Here is a 16,385-nt window from a genome sequence, read left to right as displayed (position 1 = left end):
GTGATGACGAGATGAGGACGGCGCTCGGCACCCTTCCGGCCAACGGATCGAGGGGGACTACCTGATGTCGAGCACAAGCCGCCCGCCACTCCGAGTAACCGGATCGGGCTGGCGAACACGAGGGAACACACCAATGAAGTCTGGCAAGCTGGCCCTGTGCGCACTTCTCGCCGCGCCCCTGTTGGCCTGCGGTGGCGGTGATGAACCGGTCGCACAAGGCAGTTCGGGTGATGGGCCCGCCGCCCCGGCCGCCGAACCGGCGAAGCGGCCGGTTTTCGAGGACTTCCCTGGCGAGGGCGTCGTGTACACCGAATCGGGCGCGTCTCTCGGCCTGAAAGTCAAGGCGATCGACTCGACCTGGGCGGCCGAGGTGATGGACAAGCCTGCCAACCCTGGCTACCACTTCCTCGCGGTGTGGGTCGCGGTCACCCCTGCCCTCGCGGACCGGGGAATGGACAACGTCAAGATCGACGACGAGTTCTACGTCCGCTTCAAACCGGCCGGATCGACGTGCAACGGCACGCAGCCCGTAGACAAGAACGGGAACTGCTACGCATACGGCAAGCCAGGCAGCCAGCTCCAGCCACTGCTGAGCGCCGAGTGGCGCACCGCGAGCTGGAGCCACGTCCAGTACACGAGGTCCGACATCAAGCGTGGCGAGACGCGTTTCGCCCAGATCGGATTCTCCATCGACGACAAGGTCCAGGCGACATCGTTCGAACTCTGTGTTCCGACGAAGGAAGCGAGCAACGAGTTCGTGAAGGACAAGATGCCTTGCACCCCAGTCAAGGCGCCGGATGGCTCACGCTAACCCGCCCTGTCCGGTTTGCCGCTACCGTCATGAAAATCCTTTGTGGACTGTTCCGGCCGGAACGGACTGACCGACGGAAGTATTGATTATCCGGACATTCCCAACATATCCCCGGTTAGTGCCTGGTGACCGGGGATATGTTGCTCGGAGGAGACAACCCGGCACTGTCGGTGACAGCCGGGAGTCCACTCCAGACAGACAGGAGTGTTCATGCGCGCACAGAAACCGGTCGTCGTGGTGACAGCCGTCCTGAGCAGCCTCTGCCTCAGCGTCACCGTCGCGTCGGCCGACAGCTGGGATCCGCCGAGACCAGGCAGCGACAGCGCCGGTGACAGCTACTACCCACAGGACGGGAACGGCGGTTATGACGTCGCCGACTACAACCTGAAGATCACTTACGACCCGCCGACGCGCCAGCTGACCGGGAAACAGCAAATCTCCGCGCGGGCGACTCATTCGCTCAGCTCTTTCAATCTGGACTTGCACGGCCTGACAGTCGACTCCGTACGGGTGGATCGGCGTGACGCGACTTTCAGCCGTACTGGGGACTATGAACTGGTCATCAAGCCAGCGAAGGCACTACGTCGCGGCCAGAACTTCACGGTCGAGATCGCGTACCACGGCTCCCCCACGCCGATCAGCGACCCAGCTCTCGGCGACAACGGCTGGCAGTACACCGAGGATGGCGGTGCGTTTGCCGCTGGTGAACCAAAATCGGCCACGACTTGGTACCCGGTCAACGACACTCCGCGCGACAAAGCCACATTCCACCTCGCTGTGACTGTTCCTGACGAGTGGGGTGTCATCGCGGCGGGCCAGGAACGCGGAACCTTCAAAACCTCAGGCGGCACAACACATGTGTGGGCCGAGGAAACCCCGACTGTGCCGTACATGACGACGGTCGGTATCGACAAGTGGACCTTCGAACACCAGAAACGGGCCGACGGCACACCGATCGTCAACGCGTATGCCCCGGGCGTGCCCGATTCGGCGAAGCAGGCCGAAGCCCGGCTGCCTGAGGTCCTCGACTTCCTCGAGTCCAAGTTCGGCAAGTATCCGATCGACGCGGCAGGCGGCATTTTCCTCAGCGCGGACATCGGCTTCTCGCTTGAGACGATGAGCCGCCCGATCTATGCGGGCCAGGCAGGCGACATCGACACGATCGTGCACGAGAACGCCCACCAGTGGTACGGCGACTCGGTGGCGGTGGAGAGCTGGCGCGATGTCTGCCTGAACGAATGCTTCGCCTCCTACGCCGAATGGCTATGGGCTGAAGCGAAAGACAACGCCGACCTCAACGCCAACTATGCGGCACGAGTCAAGCGGGCCTCGGAAGCCTTCTGGAACGGCAAGCTGCACGACATGGGTCCAGGCAACGAGTTCACCTACGTGTACTCAAAGGGCCCGCTGATGTTGCACGCCCTGCGTAACTACATCGGCCAGCCCGCGTTCGACACGGTGCTGAAGACCTGGCCAACGGTGCACCGCGATGGAAACGCCAACATGCAGAACTTCCAGCGCTACGCAGAACTGCTGTCCCGGAAAAACCTGAAAGGCTTCTTCGACGCCTGGGTGTACGGAACCGGCAAACCAGCCGACCAGTACCTCTACCCAGGCGCCCTCAAGCCCGCCAAGTAATCTGAACACGTTGTGCCGTCAGCCAAGCGAGTAAGGGCTGGCGGCACAACGTCTGTGTAAGAGATTCCGCCGGGGCTTCCGTTCAGGGTCGACGAAGTCCGGCGGGGTGAACCAGGCGACGTCGTCCTTGAGTTCGACCGTCCAGTCGCTGCGGTGGATCAGTCGATGGTGGTGCCCGCAGAGCAGGACGGTGTTGTCCATTGAGGTGGGGCCGCCTTGTAGCCAGGGCACGATGTGGTGTGCGTGGCAGACGCTGGCGGGTCGTTCGCACGAGGGGAACGCGCACCCTCGGTCGCGCAGGACAAGCCCTCGCCGGATGTGCGCGGGCACGGCGTAGGCGGGGACCGCGACATCAAGGGGTTTGGATTCCCCGCCCATGACAGCGGGAAGTACATGGGCGTCGCAGGCGATCCGCCGTACCTCGGCCGGAGTGAGCTGGGCATCCGACAGTACATGACCTTCGGCTGCTTTCATCAACTGGTCCAGCGAGATGGTGAAGGCTACCTCGGTTTTCAACCCATTCTGCGTGGGCAGGTCTGGGCAGTTGGCGGCCTGCTGCAGCACATCGGCGAACGCGTCCCCGCTTCGCTCGGCATAGCCACGAGTGTCGTCGGGTTCGTATTTCTCGAAGGGTGTGAGCAGGCCGTTGAACAGGGCGGCGGTCTCGGCGTCCAGGCGGCCTTTGAATTCCATGTGCCCATCGCGGTACACGTGCCGCCGCAACTCCCGCTCGGGCCGCTGTGACTCATCGAGGTTCGGTGGTTTCCCGTCCGGGTCCACGATGTCGCGCACTATCTGTTCGCCATACCGGGCCAGCGCATGTGGATCGTCTTGAGCGGCGCGTTCGATGAGCAGTTCTTCGGCGAGGGCGGCCTTGTCGGGTTCGAGGTGAGTGAGGCTGGCGATGAACTTCCGGATGACCTCGACCTGTCCGATGCTGATCTCACCGGCGTCGAGTTTCTTGGCAGTCAAGGGACTCGAGGCTTCGATGACGACGCCGGTGGGTGTTGTGGCGTCGTTGAGGGCGGTTGCGTGGGCGAGTCGCTGGCTGGCTTCGCCGCGGGTGATGTTGAGGATGTGGAGGAGCAAGGCGGTGGTACTGGAGTAGCCGAGCTCGTGCGCGGTGCCGCGTGCGTCCGCTTCGGCCAGAAGAGCAAGGTGCTCGGCATAGTGTTGCCGTAGCTTGCTTTCGGAAGCGGAGATGCGCGCGACGAGCTCGCGATTATCGAGCTGCCACAGTGTAGATGCGATCCCCTCCATGCCTCCAGGCTACGCCGATGGAATGTGAAAGTCCTTGCGATACAAGGCAAGTACCCGATTGGGTGCCAATGCTGGTCAGCACCACGATGCCTGCGACCGGAGCACAAAGACCGCGATGCCCGCAGACATCAGCGAAAGCAGAGAGCAACCAAAGGGAACGACAGCAAAGGATAGGGACGCAGCGAGGCTGCCTAGCCACATCCTTGACTGTCCACCTGCCGATCAGGCTTCAATCCCAAGATATTCCCGGAAACCCGCACCCCCCTGTTAGATGTCTATCACAATCTATCTTTCTTGCCTCATTAGATTACCTCTGTAATCTACTCATCGAAGGCCCTCCAACGAACGGAACCCCAAGTGGAACTCACCAACGCGGTAGCCGTAGTGACCGGCGCCAACCGCGGTTTCGGCCGTGTTCTGGCAGCTCAGCTCCTCGAGCGAGGTGCGGCGAAGGTCTACGCGACCGCACGAAAGCCGGAAACGATCGACCTGCCAGGCGTCCACCCGCTCTACCTTGACGTCACGAAACCCGACTCGATCGCCGAAGCGGCGGCAGCCGCGAAAGACGCCACCCTGCTGATCAACAATGCGGGCATCTCCACCCACACCCACCTGACCGACGGTAACCTTGACACGATCCGTCTCGAGATGGAAACCCACTACTTCGGCCCGCTGGCAACGATCAGGACCTTCGCTCCACTCCTTGCGGCAAACGGCGGAGGCGCGATCCTGAACGTCCTCTCCGTGCTGTCGTGGGTCCACTTTCCGGACTATGGCGCCTACTCAGCGGCGAAAGCCGCCGCCTGGGCACTGACCAATGTGGCCCGCCAGGAGCTGGAGGACAAGAAGATCCAGGTCAGCGCCTTGCACGTGGGTTACATGGACACCGACATGTCGGACTACGTCCCCCCTGAGAACAAGTCAGACCCGGTCGAAATCGCGAAGATCGCACTCGATGGCCTGGCCAAGGGCGAGACGGAGATCATCGCGGACGAGTTCACCCGCAACGTGAAAGCGACCCTCGCGGGGTGAACGTCACTGGAGCGAGTCCTTCACGGTCTCCAGGATCTCCTTCGACAGCGCCGTCCGGCCGGTGGCCCGAGCCAGGGTGAGAGCACCAACCAAGGTGGCCAGGTCCACGATGGCCTGACGCCGAGCGTCCGCACCGGATTCGAGCTCGGTGAAGAAAGACAGTGTCTTGTTCATACCCTCGACGTAAGACTTCCGAAGCGGGCTTTGACTTTCCGCCTGTGCCGAGTCACCGGCCAGCGCCGCGTTGGCGCAGCCGGTGCCCGGCGAGTCCCGGTGCTGTGTGGACAGATACTTCCGCACGAGTTGTGCCCGAGCGTGTGGTTTGTCGGGGTCCTCGGCAAGGTGGACGAGCTGGTTCAGAACATCTTCGAAGGCCTCCGTGGCGGCGATTCCCATCAGCTCGTCCTTGGAAGCGAAGTGCTTGTAGAAGCCACCGTGGGTCAATCCGGCCGCGGCCATCGCGTCCTGGACGCTGATCGACGCGCTACCGCGTTCCCGCAACAGCTTCGCCGTCGCGTGCACGACATCCTCGCGATGCTGTGCCGCTTCGGCCTTTGACGCACGTCCCACAGCTGCCTTCTCCCATTCACCCAGGTTGGATGATAGCAAAAATCTAATCTTCCCCCACGCGCACCGGCCCGGCAGGCAAACCTCGCCGCAGCAAGTCAGCGACGAACATCTGGACCAGCGCGTCCTGCGCCGACCCTGCGGCCGATCCGAACCGCCTCCTCGGCAGCACGCAAAGCGACACGCGCTTCCTGGGCCGTCGCCCGCCCGGCAGCCGTCACGCGCACTCCCCTGCCCAGCCGCTCAACCACCGGCGTGCCCAGCTCACGCTCCAACGAGGCGATCTGATGGGACAAGGCAGGCTGGGACAAGTGCAACGACTCGGCGGCGGCGGTCACCGAGCCATGGTCGACCAATGCCACAAGGCATTCCAGCGCGCGCAGAGTAGCCATTCGTAGAATGTAACTAAGGTCCCAAGGTTATACATGCACCGAATACCCGAAAGCTCACTCGTTTCGGTGACGTTCCCCGGCACCGATACACCAATGAAACAACGGCTGTGCGATGGTGGGGAAAACGATGGGAGCTCGGAGGTTGTGATGCGTGTGCTCATAGCCGAGGACGAGCGTATCCTTGCCGACTTCATCGCCGACGGGCTGCGTCAGCAGGCCATGGCGGTCGACATCGTCCACGACGGACTGACCGCGGTGGACAAGCTGGCAGACGACGAATACGACGTAGTGGTCCTCGACCGCGACCTGCCTGGCAAGCACGGCGACGACGTGTGCCGGGAGGCCATCGCGCAAGGCGTCCACACGCGAATCCTCATGCTCACCGCGATGGGAGACGTCCGCGAACGCGTCGCGGGGCTGCGCATCGGAGCCGACGACTACCTGGCGAAACCGTTCGACTTCGACGAACTCGTCGCCCGGATCGACGCCTTGGCCCGCCGCGCTCGACCGGTCGTGCCACCGGTGATCAAGCGTGCTGGGATCGAAATGGACACCGCACTGCGTCAGGTCGTCCACAATGGCCGGCACATACCTCTGTCCATCAAGGAATTCGGCGTCCTGCACGCGTTGCTGGCCGCGGATGGCGCGGTTGTCAGTGCCGAGACGCTGCTCACGAGCGTGTGGGACGAGAACGCCGATCCGTTCACCAGCGCCGTCCGGATCGTGATGTCCCGCCTGCGGGGCAAGCTCGACGACCCGAACGTGATCGAAACGGTCGCGGGAGCGGGCTACCGCATTCGCCGGGACAGTGCATGAAACGACTGGGCCTGCGGGCACGGGTCACACTAGTCCACACAGGACTTTTCCTGGGCGCCAGCACGATCGTGGTTACGCTGGTGTACCTGGAAAACCGAGCAGGCATCCTCCGCCTGGAAGGCGCGATGCCGCGGCAGCAGGTGACCAGCACCGGTGTCCTCGTGAACGAGCGGTCCGTGGAAGAAGCCAGAGATGATGCGCTGACCGGCCTGCTCGTCCAGTCCATCCTGACCTTCCTCGCGCTCGGTGTCATCGCGGGGGTGCTTGGCTGGTGGATGACGGGCCGCGTTCTGGGCCGCGTCCACACGATGACAGCCCAAGCGCGCAGCATCTCCACAGCGAACCTGCATGATCGAATCGCCCTTACCGGGCCACAGGACGAACTGAAAGAGCTCTCAGACACCTTCGACGACCTCCTGACCAGGCTGGACGACGCCTTCCACGCCCAAGGCCGGTTCATCGCCAACGCGTCACACGAGCTGCGTACACCGCTGACAGTCATCCGGACCTTGATCCAAGTTGGACTGTCCTCAAGCGATCCCGAACGTGTACAGCGCGCGAAAGACGAACTGCTGCGCAGTAACGATCGATGCATCGCACTGATCAACGGTCTACTGCAGCTCGCGCAGGGTGAACAGGGGTTGCACACGCGCGAACCAGTCCGACTGGACAATGTGGTCACCCAGGTTCTCGACGAGAAGCCAACGTCCGGCGTCACCGTGACCGTGGACCTGGCGAACATCGAAGTACTGGGCGACGCGTTGTTCCTCGGTCAGATCTTCCGCAACCTGTTCGAGAATGCGTGGCGGTACAACGTTTCCAATGGCACGGTCGAGGTTCAAGTGGACCGCGACGACAGCTGGGGACGGCTGTGCGTGCGCAACACCGGCCCAATCGTGCCCGCAACGGAGGTTGCCAGGCTGTTCGAGCCATTCCAGCGAGGCGCGCCACAAAGGACCGGTGGAGGCGCCGGACTCGGGCTGTCCATTGTCCGCGCGCTAGTCACGGCCCATAGCGGCCGAGTCCAGGCCGAACCTCGGCCAGAAGGCGGCCTTGTCGTGACTGTTCTTATTCCGCTGGCAACGCCACAGCGATCTGGTTGACCAAGTGGTCAAGGCCATAACCGAGCGACAGCAGCAGCTCGACCTGACGGCCCTGCAACGCGTCCCGGACCCACGGCGGGATGCCGCCAGGCAACGTCGAGTCCGCGGCCATCGCGACAGGAACGACGCCCAAGGCGAGTAGCGCGCTCGCGTCTGGCCCGAGACCCAACGCCACCACACGCTGCGGCGGTCCGTTCAGCACGGTCGGACCGAATTTGCCGTCCACCTGCACCGGAAACCCTGGCGCCGGAGCACTGTCCGGCCGGGACTCACCAGTGCCGCAACCAGCCAGTCCCAGCGCTGTCCCGCCTGCCACTCCGATGAACCAACGACGGTTCACGTCGGCTACCAAGGGCTCTACCAGCGTCGCTGCCAAGCGACTAAGGCTAGCGCAGGACGCCGGTACCTGCCCATTCATAGATGTTTTCGTCTCTTCCGCGAGATAACTTCGATGGTTTCGATGAGTCAATCGACGTACCGTCGAAAGTGTCCACAGAGGAAGGCGGAGTCATGGGAATCTCACTGAAGGACAAGAAGATCTTGGTCATCGGACGCCCGAGCGGTATCGCGGGAGCGGTGACTCTTGCCGTGCGCGAACAAGGCGCGCAGGTCATCGTCGCGGGCAGAGACCAAGGAAAGCTGGAGCGGGCGTACGACTCGGACATAGCGGCCGAGAAAGTCGATGTCACCGATGACCGTTCCATCGAGGCGTTGGCCGATCGGCTCGGCAGCATCGACCATCTCGTCACCACCGCGTCCGCGCGAGCTCGTGGCCTGCTTCAGGATCTGGATCGTGACGCGTTGCGGCAATCGTTTGACACCAAGGTGATCGGGCCGGTGATGCTCGCCAAACACTTCGCTCCTCGGATCAACGACGGCGGAACCTTCACGCTGTTCTCGGGTGTCGCCGCCTCCAAACCGGCGATCGGGTTTCTCGGCGTCGCGATCACCAACGGCGCGGCGGACTTCCTGACGCGGTCGCCGGAAAGGCGGCCTTGGCGTAAAGCCTGTTGAGCGCCATGGTCTCCAGCTCCACCGGGCCGACCGTGACATCTCCGATCACAGCCGGTTCGCGGCTGAGCTCGGCGCGGACATTCTCGTAGTTCTGCCGTGCTTCCTCACTGGAAGAGGGCGACAGGCCGGATGACGATCTCCCCCGTCTCCTCCTTCCAGGACACGTATTTGCCGAGGCACCATGCGCTGAACTCGTCCTTCGGTACCTTGTCGCGGCGAAGGCTGCGCTCGTCACACGTCACCCGTAGGTCCGCTCTGCGTGGCGTGTTGATTGGCGCTGTCAGTACCGTCTCCTTGTCCGTCTGGCTGCTGACTTTGAACGTGCCGTGGACCGCCACGTACTCCTGACCGATCATGGCCAGCTGGTGTGCTCGGGTCTTGCGCCATGCCTTGTCGCCGCGGATGGTTCCCTTCGCCAGGTCCACGTCGACGATTCCGTCCTGGTTCTCCAGCGCCTGGATGACGTAGCTGATGATCTTGTTGGCGGTGGCTTCGACGTCGTACGTGCTCTCCTGCGTGAACGTGTGGCTGCCGCCGAACTTGAACCACCAGCCTTCTTTGCCCAGTGCGCCGTCCTTGTTGGCGCCGGTGATGTCCTTGACCGCGCGTTTCGCCACTTCGCCGTAGCCGCCTGTCTGGCAGATGGCGATCGCGTCGGCCTCGTCCAGATACAGGGGCAAGCCAGGCAAGCGGTGGCGTGTACGCCGACTCAACAGGGCGACCACGAGTATGCCGAGCGCCAGCGCTCCAGCGATTACGACCGCGACCCACACGTATCCCCATGCACCGAGATATGTCCACACTCCACTAGCGACAGCCACGGATCTCCCTCACCGCCTCCAGTAACGACTTCGCAGTCGCGTCCACTACCCGGCCGCCGGTGGCAGCCGAGACTTGGCTCAGTTCGCCGAGATCGGCCTCACCGAACCTGATCGCGAACGTGGGTACTCTGACACGCTTGACTTTCAGAAACTCGGCCAGACTCGTGCCCGCGTTGTTCTCGCCGTCGGTCATCAGCACGATCGACGCGTTGTCCCCAGCCTTCCGGTACGCGTGGTCAAGCGCGGACCAGATCGCCGTGTAACTACCCATGTCATCCGACGCCACAACAGCTTGCAGCGCGTCCAGTTCCCGCTTGCCCGATACCGTGAACGAGCGTTCTTCCAGCACCTGACCGGCGAACCTGATGATCGTGACCGTCTCGCCGACGTAGAACCGGTCGAACCCGTTCAACGCGGCGAACGCCTCTCGCAGCCCGGCAATGCGCCCGCCCGCCATGGATTTCGAGTAGTCGAGCACGAAGATCACCTGACGGCCCGTTCCTGCCCGATCGTAGGCAGCGAGGAGAGTATCGAGAACCTCTTGTCTGCCAGGGAAATAGAGCGCATTCCCGATTGGAGTGTCGAGTTTTTCATTACGCGGCAAAGCAGGATCGATAGGCCTACGTGAAGTACGCGCCATGATCGCTTGCTGGGCCGCGGGCGAGCGCAGCCATTCGACAACGCGATCGTAGTGAGCGCGCTTTTCCTGGTTCAGCAACATCAACGGGTAATCCGACAGCACAATGCCGTCACGCGGGTAAACCACTTCCAAGGGTTCACGCAGCCGTCCCGAGAGCGACAGGATTGCCGACTCGTGCGCCACAACAGCGTCCACATTGTCCTGACGCCGTTCGTACTCTTCAATCACATCGGGAGCGTCGAAAGCCCGTCCTGCGAGGAATCCCTGGATCCGGTCACAGCGAACGTCTTCCTGCCGCACGGCCGCGCCGGTCCCAGCCGCGGCTGTGGCCACGCCGATCAGCGCGGCCATACCGTCGCCCGACACCCGCGGATCGGACATGCCGAACGTCAGCTCGCCCAACGCTGCCCGGTCCGCGATGTCCGCCCACGACGGCTGCTCCCCTAACTGGCCAGCCTTGCTTTTCTTCACTCCCAACACCAGTGGCGACATCATCGTGCTCTCGGACAGCAGCGGTTGGGCGCCGCGCAGCCGCAGGAACCGATTGGTGGACAGCCACGCCAGATCGAATCCCGATGGCCCCTTGGCTAGTTCGGAACTGGCTGCCACCGTCCCTCGGTAGTCCAGCACCAGCTCAACACCAGTGTCACGCTTCAGATCCGCCAGAACCGGGCCGAGGTCGGCGAGCTCGGACGTGGCCAGCACGGTCAAGCGGACCTGGTCGCCCGTACTCGGCGTACAGGCGGCCAATACCAGGAGCAAGATCGCAAGCCTCACCACGTGCAGCGGCCGATCTCTTTGATCATCGCCCGGAACACCTCGTTGGCTGGCAACCACGTTTCGGTATCACCAACGCCTGTGGTCGGAATGGGAACGTCGTGGGCACGAAGGAGATCGGCGAAGTCCACGACAGGTGTGTCGCCGGGGCTCAGTACGTGGAAACCCAGTTCGACCGCCCGCCGCCGCAGCTGGTCGTTTTCCATGATCAGGTGGCCGATCGCGTCACCCTCCGGGCTCTGCGAGATCAGCTCGGGAGCGGTCTGATGCTGCGCGGCTGGATAGAGCAGCACCCGGCTGTCGTCAAGGCGCCCGGTCTGCTGACGACTCCGGATCTGGTGTGCGATGAACTGATGCTCGTACAACACCGCGACCGGCGCGAACGTCCGCCCCTCCGGCGCGAAGTACTTCGGCGCCATGTCCTCGCCATGCTGGCCCTCGACGTCGAACAACGGCTTGATCGCACGGGCGATAGCGACCGCGTCGGCTTCGTTCTCCGGCGGATGGCCGGTGCGCGCGAAGGAAACCAGTCCCACGTAGACAGCGCCTGAGTAGGTACGACACGCGTCCGGCGCCTGCGCGGTGATCCGGTTGCCATTCTTCAGACCGAACTCGCTCCACACCGCCTTGCGGTCGATCAACCCGACCAGCTTGCCCATCTCCAGGTCGTAGTAAAGCGTCGGATCGCCCTGCGGGCGCGCGACACCCGCTCGGAACAGCGCGTCGGCGTAGTCACGGAATGTGGCAAGGACAATTGGGCTGAAGAAGGGCCGGAAGGCGATGGCGTGCTTGCCCCGCCGCCGTTCCCGGATACGGTCGGCCGCGCTCTGGCCGGATGGGAACACGAAGTGATACGAGTCGAGGTCCACCTTCTCGGCCAGATCCAGCGACCCGACCGGTGTCACCTGTACCTCGTAGCCGTGCGCCATCATGATCCGCTTGACCTGCTCGTCCTCGAAGAACTCCCGTTTGGACGCGACCATCGCCCGTACCACGGTCACGTCCTTCAGCGGCCCGGCCGCGTACCCGGCGACGCCGAGCACGACGCTGCCGACCAAGGCGATGACCGCGGGCGGAACGAACCAGGCTAAAAAACGGCGTCGTGTATCAACGACTTTGAAACTCGGCTCGTCCACGAGTCCCCCTCGAGCACCAAGACCATCCGCACAACCATTCAACGCCGGACGTGGGGCTCAAGTCACCGTCTCGCAGGCAATCACACCGAACGGACCAATCTTGCATCGTGAGTGTTTATCGGCGTTAGAACGCCGATAAACACTCACGAGGATCATGCCGTCTCATCCAGGCGGACGTACGGCAAATCGTTGAGGTCGGCTCTGAGCTGGTCGAGGTGTTCGTACACCGAGACCGCGCCGTGTTCGATGAGCTCTGCCCGGGAGGTGCCGCCGGTCAGCGTTCCGACGGATGGGAGGCCGCTTCTGCTCGCCGCGTCACAGTCCCAGACGGAATCGCCCACGACCGAAGCACGCTCGACCGACACCTTGCCGAGCGCGACCTCCAGCAGTTCCGGCGCGGGCTTGGTCTCCGAGACGTCCTCCGAGGTTGTCCACGCGGCTGCGATGTCACGAGCGTCCAGGAGGTCGATGTAATGCTCCACGTGGTCGGGCGGGCCCGAACTGGCCAGCACGACGACAACGTCGTTACTGGCGGCTTCGGCGAGCAGCCGATGGGCGCCCTCGAAGGGGCGGACTTGCTCGATCAGCGGCTGGTACTCGTCTGCCCATGCCTGCCTGATCTTGTCGCCGATGTCAGCCTCGGTCTTCTCGCCAACCAGGGCTGGTACGAGCTGGTCGCCGCCCATTCCGATGGCCCGGTGGATCCGCCAGTTCGGCACCACCAGGTCGAACCGCAGAAATGCCCGATGCCACGCCACTGTGTGCAGGAAGTTGGTGTCGACAAGGGTGCCGTCCACATCGAACAGCAGGCAATCAGTCATAACCGCAGAGTGCCCACCGGCCAACGGCCGCAACCATCACGTCAACAGGCCAAGGCTCTGCAATGCCACGTCGAGGTCGAGCTTTTCGGGCAATGGCCGCCGAGGCATCTTGCGCAAGGCGGCGCCATGGCGGACCAACGCGGCGAAGTCCGCGGGATACCGATGAGTGTCGACACCCATGAACTTGGCTTCACTGATCGTTTCACGCCAACGCGACGGCATGGCGATCCCCTCCGACTCTACGCCATGCGGGAAAAGTCCGATGTGCACAGACCTGAATTCTTCCGAAGACCGAAGGTAATCAACAGCAGTGCGGACAGCCGAGGACACGGGAAAGATGGTCCACAGTGGAACCAGTCGGGCCTCGATCGTCCTGATCGGATCGATCAGCAGGAACGATTCCACCAGCAACCGGTCCGAGTTCAGCCAATTCCGGTACAGGTCGGCGACCGGGCCGGACAAGGCATGCGTGTTCGGATACCGGATCACGTGCACCGGCTGCGAGCCGCTGAACCGGTTCACGTCCTCAAGCAATGCCGGATCGAAGCCCCATTCGGCCTCGGGAGCCGAGGTGTCCGGGACGATCCCGTGCCGGTCGTAGTCCTCTGGCCCGATACCGCCTTGGGCACCGACCTGGAACACGTGCCGGTCGGCGACGGTCGTGACCGGCCATGTCGACTCGTCGGCCAGCACGATGACCGGCGCCCCAGGCTCAAGTCGATCCTGCAGGAAACGCTCGTACGCGGCGCCCAATCGCCTGCGCTTGAACCGGAAGTACGCCATCTGGCCAATCATCAACCGGTCCTGATTGGCGTCGTGCATGTGGTGCAATGCGATGTCCGGGTTGTTCCGCAACAACTCCGGCGCCACGGACGCACCGAACTCCAGCGCCCGGTCTGGTCTGTCCGGCGAATTTCCCTTCCAGCGAACCGGAATCAGCATGGTCTGCGGCAACCACGGGATGCCGAGCGCAGTCGCCAAATGAACCGCGGCGCCATTGGACGAACCCAGCAAGACCGCAGGGTATCGACGCTCCGGATAGTGTTCGGTGGCCCATTGAGCCACCGCTTCGAGGTCCACCGAGCCCAGCTCGTCAGGCCGAACACCTTCCGCGCCACCAGCGAACGCGTACAGGCTCTGCCGGACCGAGCGCGGAAGCAGATTCGCGGTGCGCAATGTGGCGGCGAACAACCGGCCACGGCCAACCCGGTCGAACGGCCGTCCCGTGATTCCTCGCGCTGTCGCTTCCAGCATGGCACTGGCGGAGTCGAACGCGGCGATGGCGTCGGCTGGTTTGACCGTCATGACGGTGTCCTCCCCTGCATTACATCCACCCACACACTTGGCGCCTGGTACGGAAAGGCGTGCGGCAGCCCTGGAAGTTCCACCACGTCCGAGCTAAGGCGACGAGCCCATTCCCTGGTACACAACGGATCTCGTTCACCACGAACGACCGTGACCGGGCAGGTCACGCGTCGAACCGAAGCTTCGAGGTCGTCCGCGAACACGGACAGAGCCAATCGCAAGAGCCGCAACGGGCCTGCTCGTCGCCACTCGGGAACCTGGGTCCGTACCAAAGACTTCGGTTCCAGCTGCCCGTCCCGCCGCCATTGCAGCACGGCTTTCGGCCACGGCAGGTACTTCGGGTCGATGGTTGGGCTGCCGAGCACCAATCGAGCGACCAACTCAGGCGCATCCGCCGCCATGTGCGCCGCGACCTGGGTGCCCGACGAGTGGCCGACCAACGTGATGTCCCTCAGCTCCCGATGCCGCAGCCATTGCCCGAACACTTCGGCGACATCGCGCACACCAAGCCGATGAGGTGGGTTGTCGCTGTGGCCGAATCCTGGTGGATCGGGCAACCAGGCCCGGTACCCGCAAGCTGCCGCGTGCGCCACGCTTTCACGCAAGTAAGCCGAAACCCCGAGCCCCGGCGCCACCACAAGATCGCCACGGTCCGGCGTGCCACCGACGAGCGCGTGCACCCGTCCCCACGATGTCGCTGTTGCCAGGGGTTCCAGCATTCACGATCTCCCGAGGACGATCCCGGCAGCCGCCGCTACCAGCGCTCCCCCTGCGATCAGCCCGCGATGACGGCTCAGCCATTGCTGAGTGCTGCGGGGATGGGCTTGCTCGTCGAATGTGCCATGGGCGCCTTGATCGGTCCGCTCATCGGCCGGTTTCCACAGGTTCACCGGTTGGTCCGGGTCACGCGGCGCGCCCGTCTGCTGCGAGGCGTATCCGCTGCGCGCAAGATAGTGATCCAGCAACCCAGGGATCACTTTGTCCCCGAGCAAAGTGGCCACAGTGGACGCCCCGACCCACCGCTCACGCCGCTTCGGGTGGTCGGCCGCGTGCACGATCGCCCGTGCGGCCACTTCTGGTTGGTAGATCGGCGGAACCGGCTGCGCCCGGCGCGGCAGCCTGGACAGCACCCAGCCGAACTGTGGCGTGTTCACGGCAGGCAGTTGCACCATTGTCACTCGGACATTCGACTTGTCGTGCAACAACTCACACCGCAGGGACTCGTGAAAACCTTGAATCGCGTGCTTCGCCGCACAATATGCGGACTGCAACGGGATCCCGCGATACGCCAACGCGGACCCCACTTGCACGATTACCCCAGTGTCGCGCGGGATCATCTGCTTGAGTGCCGCTTTCGTGCCATACACATAGCCCAGGTAGCTGACTTCGATCACCCGCCGGAACTCCTCCGGCTCGATGTCCGTGACCGGAGCGAACACACCCGAGAACGCGTCGTTGACCCAGACGTCGATCGGCCCCAAGTCGTACATCACCCGCTGCGCGGCAGCCGAAACAGCGTGATGGTCCGCCACATCCACCTGAATTGCCAACGCCTCGCCACCCTCGGCACGGACATCGGCAGCCGCATGGTCCAAACCCGACTGTCCACGTGCGAGCAAAGCCACCCGGTCACCACGCCTGGCGAATTCACGCGCGGTCGCACGACCGACACCACCGCTCGCACCCGTGATCACCACGACCTTCGACACGTTTCTCACCCCGCCATCTGTTTGGCGCTGTCGTAGCCGAGTTGAAGCACGTCCGAAACGGCCACTGCCGTCAGCACAGTCGATGCCGCCCTGGTGAACCGTGGCGCGAACACCATTCCAGCCGTCAGTCCGGTCGCGACCCACACCGCGAGACAGAACGGGCACGTCATCAGCTCGCCCGCAGCATGCCGAACCCCATGGCCATGAACGGATTCGTTCAATTCACCGTCCCCGGCAGGCTCCTCGTAACGCGTGAAGGGCGCACGCAAGGGACTCGTGACCGCATCCTTGGCCAGCAACCTGCTTGCCTTGTGCGTGGCAATACCTACAAGGACGGTATCGCCGAGGCTGAACCGCTCCGGCAACCGCGTTCCCGTCACACGACCGGCGGCCGCCAACAGACCCACGACTCCGCCGTAAGCGCCCAACACAGTCGCATAGCCGAGCAAAGGACGGTCTTCGCCGTTCTGGTATCGCTTGCGTACCTGGGCAAGGGCGTCTCGGACGCGGTCGACAGCTCGCATGTACAGGTAGTACCCATTG

18 protein-coding genes are annotated in these 16,385 nt (G+C 63.6%); 6 read left to right on the top strand and 12 right to left on the bottom strand.

Going from position 1 to position 16,385, the window contains the following annotated elements; translation table 11 throughout:
* Nucleotides 1-133: 133 nt before the first annotated feature.
* Both LWC34_RS49835 and LWC34_RS49830 read left to right on the top strand, forming a co-directional pair.
* Complete coding sequence (locus LWC34_RS49835) at nt 134-811, top strand: hypothetical protein (protein WP_233733126.1); 678 nt, start codon at nt 134-136, stop codon at nt 809-811.
* A gap of 210 nt (nt 812-1,021) precedes the next feature.
* Nucleotides 1,022-2,449, top strand: a complete 1,428-nt coding sequence (locus LWC34_RS49830; RefSeq protein WP_233733125.1) for a M1 family metallopeptidase — start codon at nt 1,022-1,024, stop codon at nt 2,447-2,449.
* Between the two features lie 18 nt (nt 2,450-2,467).
* Here the strand turns inward: LWC34_RS49830 and LWC34_RS49825 are convergent, their stop codons facing one another.
* Nucleotides 2,468-3,709 (bottom strand): HNH endonuclease signature motif containing protein, encoded by a 1,242-nt coding sequence (locus LWC34_RS49825; protein ID WP_233733124.1) that lies wholly within the window; start codon nt 3,707-3,709, stop codon nt 2,468-2,470.
* A 357-nt stretch (nt 3,710-4,066) separates the two neighbouring features.
* Here LWC34_RS49825 and LWC34_RS49820 point away from each other — a divergent pair, with 357 nt between their 5' ends.
* On the top strand, nt 4,067-4,741 hold the full coding sequence (locus LWC34_RS49820) for an SDR family oxidoreductase (RefSeq protein ID WP_233733123.1): 675 nt from the start codon (nt 4,067-4,069) through the stop codon (nt 4,739-4,741).
* Nucleotides 4,742-4,744: 3 nt separating this feature from the next.
* On the opposite strand, the gene LWC34_RS49815 is transcribed toward LWC34_RS49820, so the two are convergent.
* On the bottom strand, nt 4,745-5,311 hold the full coding sequence (locus tag LWC34_RS49815; protein WP_233733122.1) for a TetR/AcrR family transcriptional regulator: 567 nt from the start codon (nt 5,309-5,311) through the stop codon (nt 4,745-4,747).
* 95 nt (nt 5,312-5,406) lie between these two features.
* Nucleotides 5,407-5,700 carry a LysR family transcriptional regulator gene (locus tag LWC34_RS49810; protein ID WP_284051904.1) on the bottom strand — a complete coding sequence of 98 codons (294 nt, stop codon included), beginning with the start codon at nt 5,698-5,700 and terminating at the stop codon, nt 5,407-5,409.
* 147 nt (nt 5,701-5,847) lie between these two features.
* On the opposite strand from LWC34_RS49810, the gene LWC34_RS49805 reads away from it, so the two are divergent.
* Together LWC34_RS49805 and LWC34_RS49800 are read left to right on the top strand one after the other, a co-directional pair.
* Nucleotides 5,848-6,516 carry a response regulator transcription factor gene (locus tag LWC34_RS49805; RefSeq protein ID WP_233733121.1) on the top strand — a complete coding sequence of 223 codons (669 nt, stop codon included), beginning with the start codon at nt 5,848-5,850 and terminating at the stop codon, nt 6,514-6,516.
* A complete protein-coding gene (locus LWC34_RS49800) occupies nt 6,513-7,619 on the top strand; it encodes a sensor histidine kinase (RefSeq protein ID WP_233733119.1) in 1,107 nt (368 codons plus the stop codon). The genes LWC34_RS49805 and LWC34_RS49800 overlap by 4 nt, the downstream gene beginning before the upstream one ends.
* Here LWC34_RS49800 and LWC34_RS49795 read toward each other — a convergent pair.
* The gene (locus LWC34_RS49795) at nt 7,585-7,995 is read right to left on the bottom strand and encodes an ABC transporter substrate-binding protein (RefSeq protein WP_233733117.1); all 411 of its coding nucleotides are present in this window, start codon (nt 7,993-7,995) and stop codon (nt 7,585-7,587) included. The two genes, LWC34_RS49800 and LWC34_RS49795, sit on opposite strands and share 35 nt — an antisense overlap.
* Nucleotides 7,996-8,129: 134 nt before the next feature.
* Between LWC34_RS49795 and LWC34_RS49790 the strand changes: the two genes are divergently transcribed.
* On the top strand, nt 8,130-8,633 hold the full coding sequence (locus LWC34_RS49790; RefSeq protein ID WP_233733115.1) for an SDR family oxidoreductase: 504 nt from the start codon (nt 8,130-8,132) through the stop codon (nt 8,631-8,633).
* Nucleotides 8,634-8,737: 104 nt separating this feature from the next.
* On the opposite strand, the gene LWC34_RS49785 is transcribed toward LWC34_RS49790, so the two are convergent.
* The 8 genes from LWC34_RS49785 to LWC34_RS49750 all read right to left on the bottom strand — a co-directional run bounded on the left by LWC34_RS49785 (nt 8,738) and on the right by LWC34_RS49750 (nt 16,366).
* Nucleotides 8,738-9,454: a hypothetical protein gene (locus LWC34_RS49785; RefSeq protein WP_233733113.1), complete on the bottom strand. Its 717-nt coding sequence runs from the start codon at nt 9,452-9,454 to the stop codon at nt 8,738-8,740.
* Nucleotides 9,441-10,856, bottom strand: a complete 1,416-nt coding sequence (locus LWC34_RS49780) for a VWA domain-containing protein (RefSeq protein WP_233733111.1) — start codon at nt 10,854-10,856, stop codon at nt 9,441-9,443. Before LWC34_RS49780 ends, LWC34_RS49785 begins: the two co-directional genes overlap by 14 nt.
* Nucleotides 10,857-10,867: 11 nt before the next feature.
* The gene (locus LWC34_RS49775) at nt 10,868-11,929 is read right to left on the bottom strand and encodes a hypothetical protein (protein ID WP_233733109.1); all 1,062 of its coding nucleotides are present in this window, start codon (nt 11,927-11,929) and stop codon (nt 10,868-10,870) included.
* A 230-nt stretch (nt 11,930-12,159) separates the two neighbouring features.
* Nucleotides 12,160-12,828 (bottom strand): HAD family hydrolase, encoded by a 669-nt coding sequence (locus LWC34_RS49770; protein ID WP_233733107.1) that lies wholly within the window; start codon nt 12,826-12,828, stop codon nt 12,160-12,162.
* Nucleotides 12,829-12,864: 36 nt separating this feature from the next.
* The gene (locus LWC34_RS49765; RefSeq protein ID WP_233733105.1) at nt 12,865-14,133 is read right to left on the bottom strand and encodes a hypothetical protein; all 1,269 of its coding nucleotides are present in this window, start codon (nt 14,131-14,133) and stop codon (nt 12,865-12,867) included.
* Complete coding sequence (locus LWC34_RS49760; protein WP_233733103.1) at nt 14,130-14,852, bottom strand: alpha/beta fold hydrolase; 723 nt, start codon at nt 14,850-14,852, stop codon at nt 14,130-14,132. Before LWC34_RS49760 ends, LWC34_RS49765 begins: the two co-directional genes overlap by 4 nt.
* Nucleotides 14,853-15,842 carry an SDR family oxidoreductase gene (locus LWC34_RS49755; RefSeq protein ID WP_233733101.1) on the bottom strand — a complete coding sequence of 330 codons (990 nt, stop codon included), beginning with the start codon at nt 15,840-15,842 and terminating at the stop codon, nt 14,853-14,855.
* A 5-nt stretch (nt 15,843-15,847) separates the two neighbouring features.
* Nucleotides 15,848-16,366 carry a DUF1360 domain-containing protein gene (locus LWC34_RS49750; RefSeq protein ID WP_233733099.1) on the bottom strand — a complete coding sequence of 173 codons (519 nt, stop codon included), beginning with the start codon at nt 16,364-16,366 and terminating at the stop codon, nt 15,848-15,850.
* Nucleotides 16,367-16,385: the final 19 nt, after the last annotated feature.

The organism is Kibdelosporangium philippinense (assembly GCF_021390435.2).
GTDB classification, from domain to species: Bacteria; Actinomycetota; Actinomycetes; order Mycobacteriales; family Pseudonocardiaceae; genus Kibdelosporangium; species Kibdelosporangium philippinense.
The sequence above is the reverse complement of the archived record's forward strand: the minus strand, read 5'-3'. Positions and strand labels throughout refer to the sequence as shown.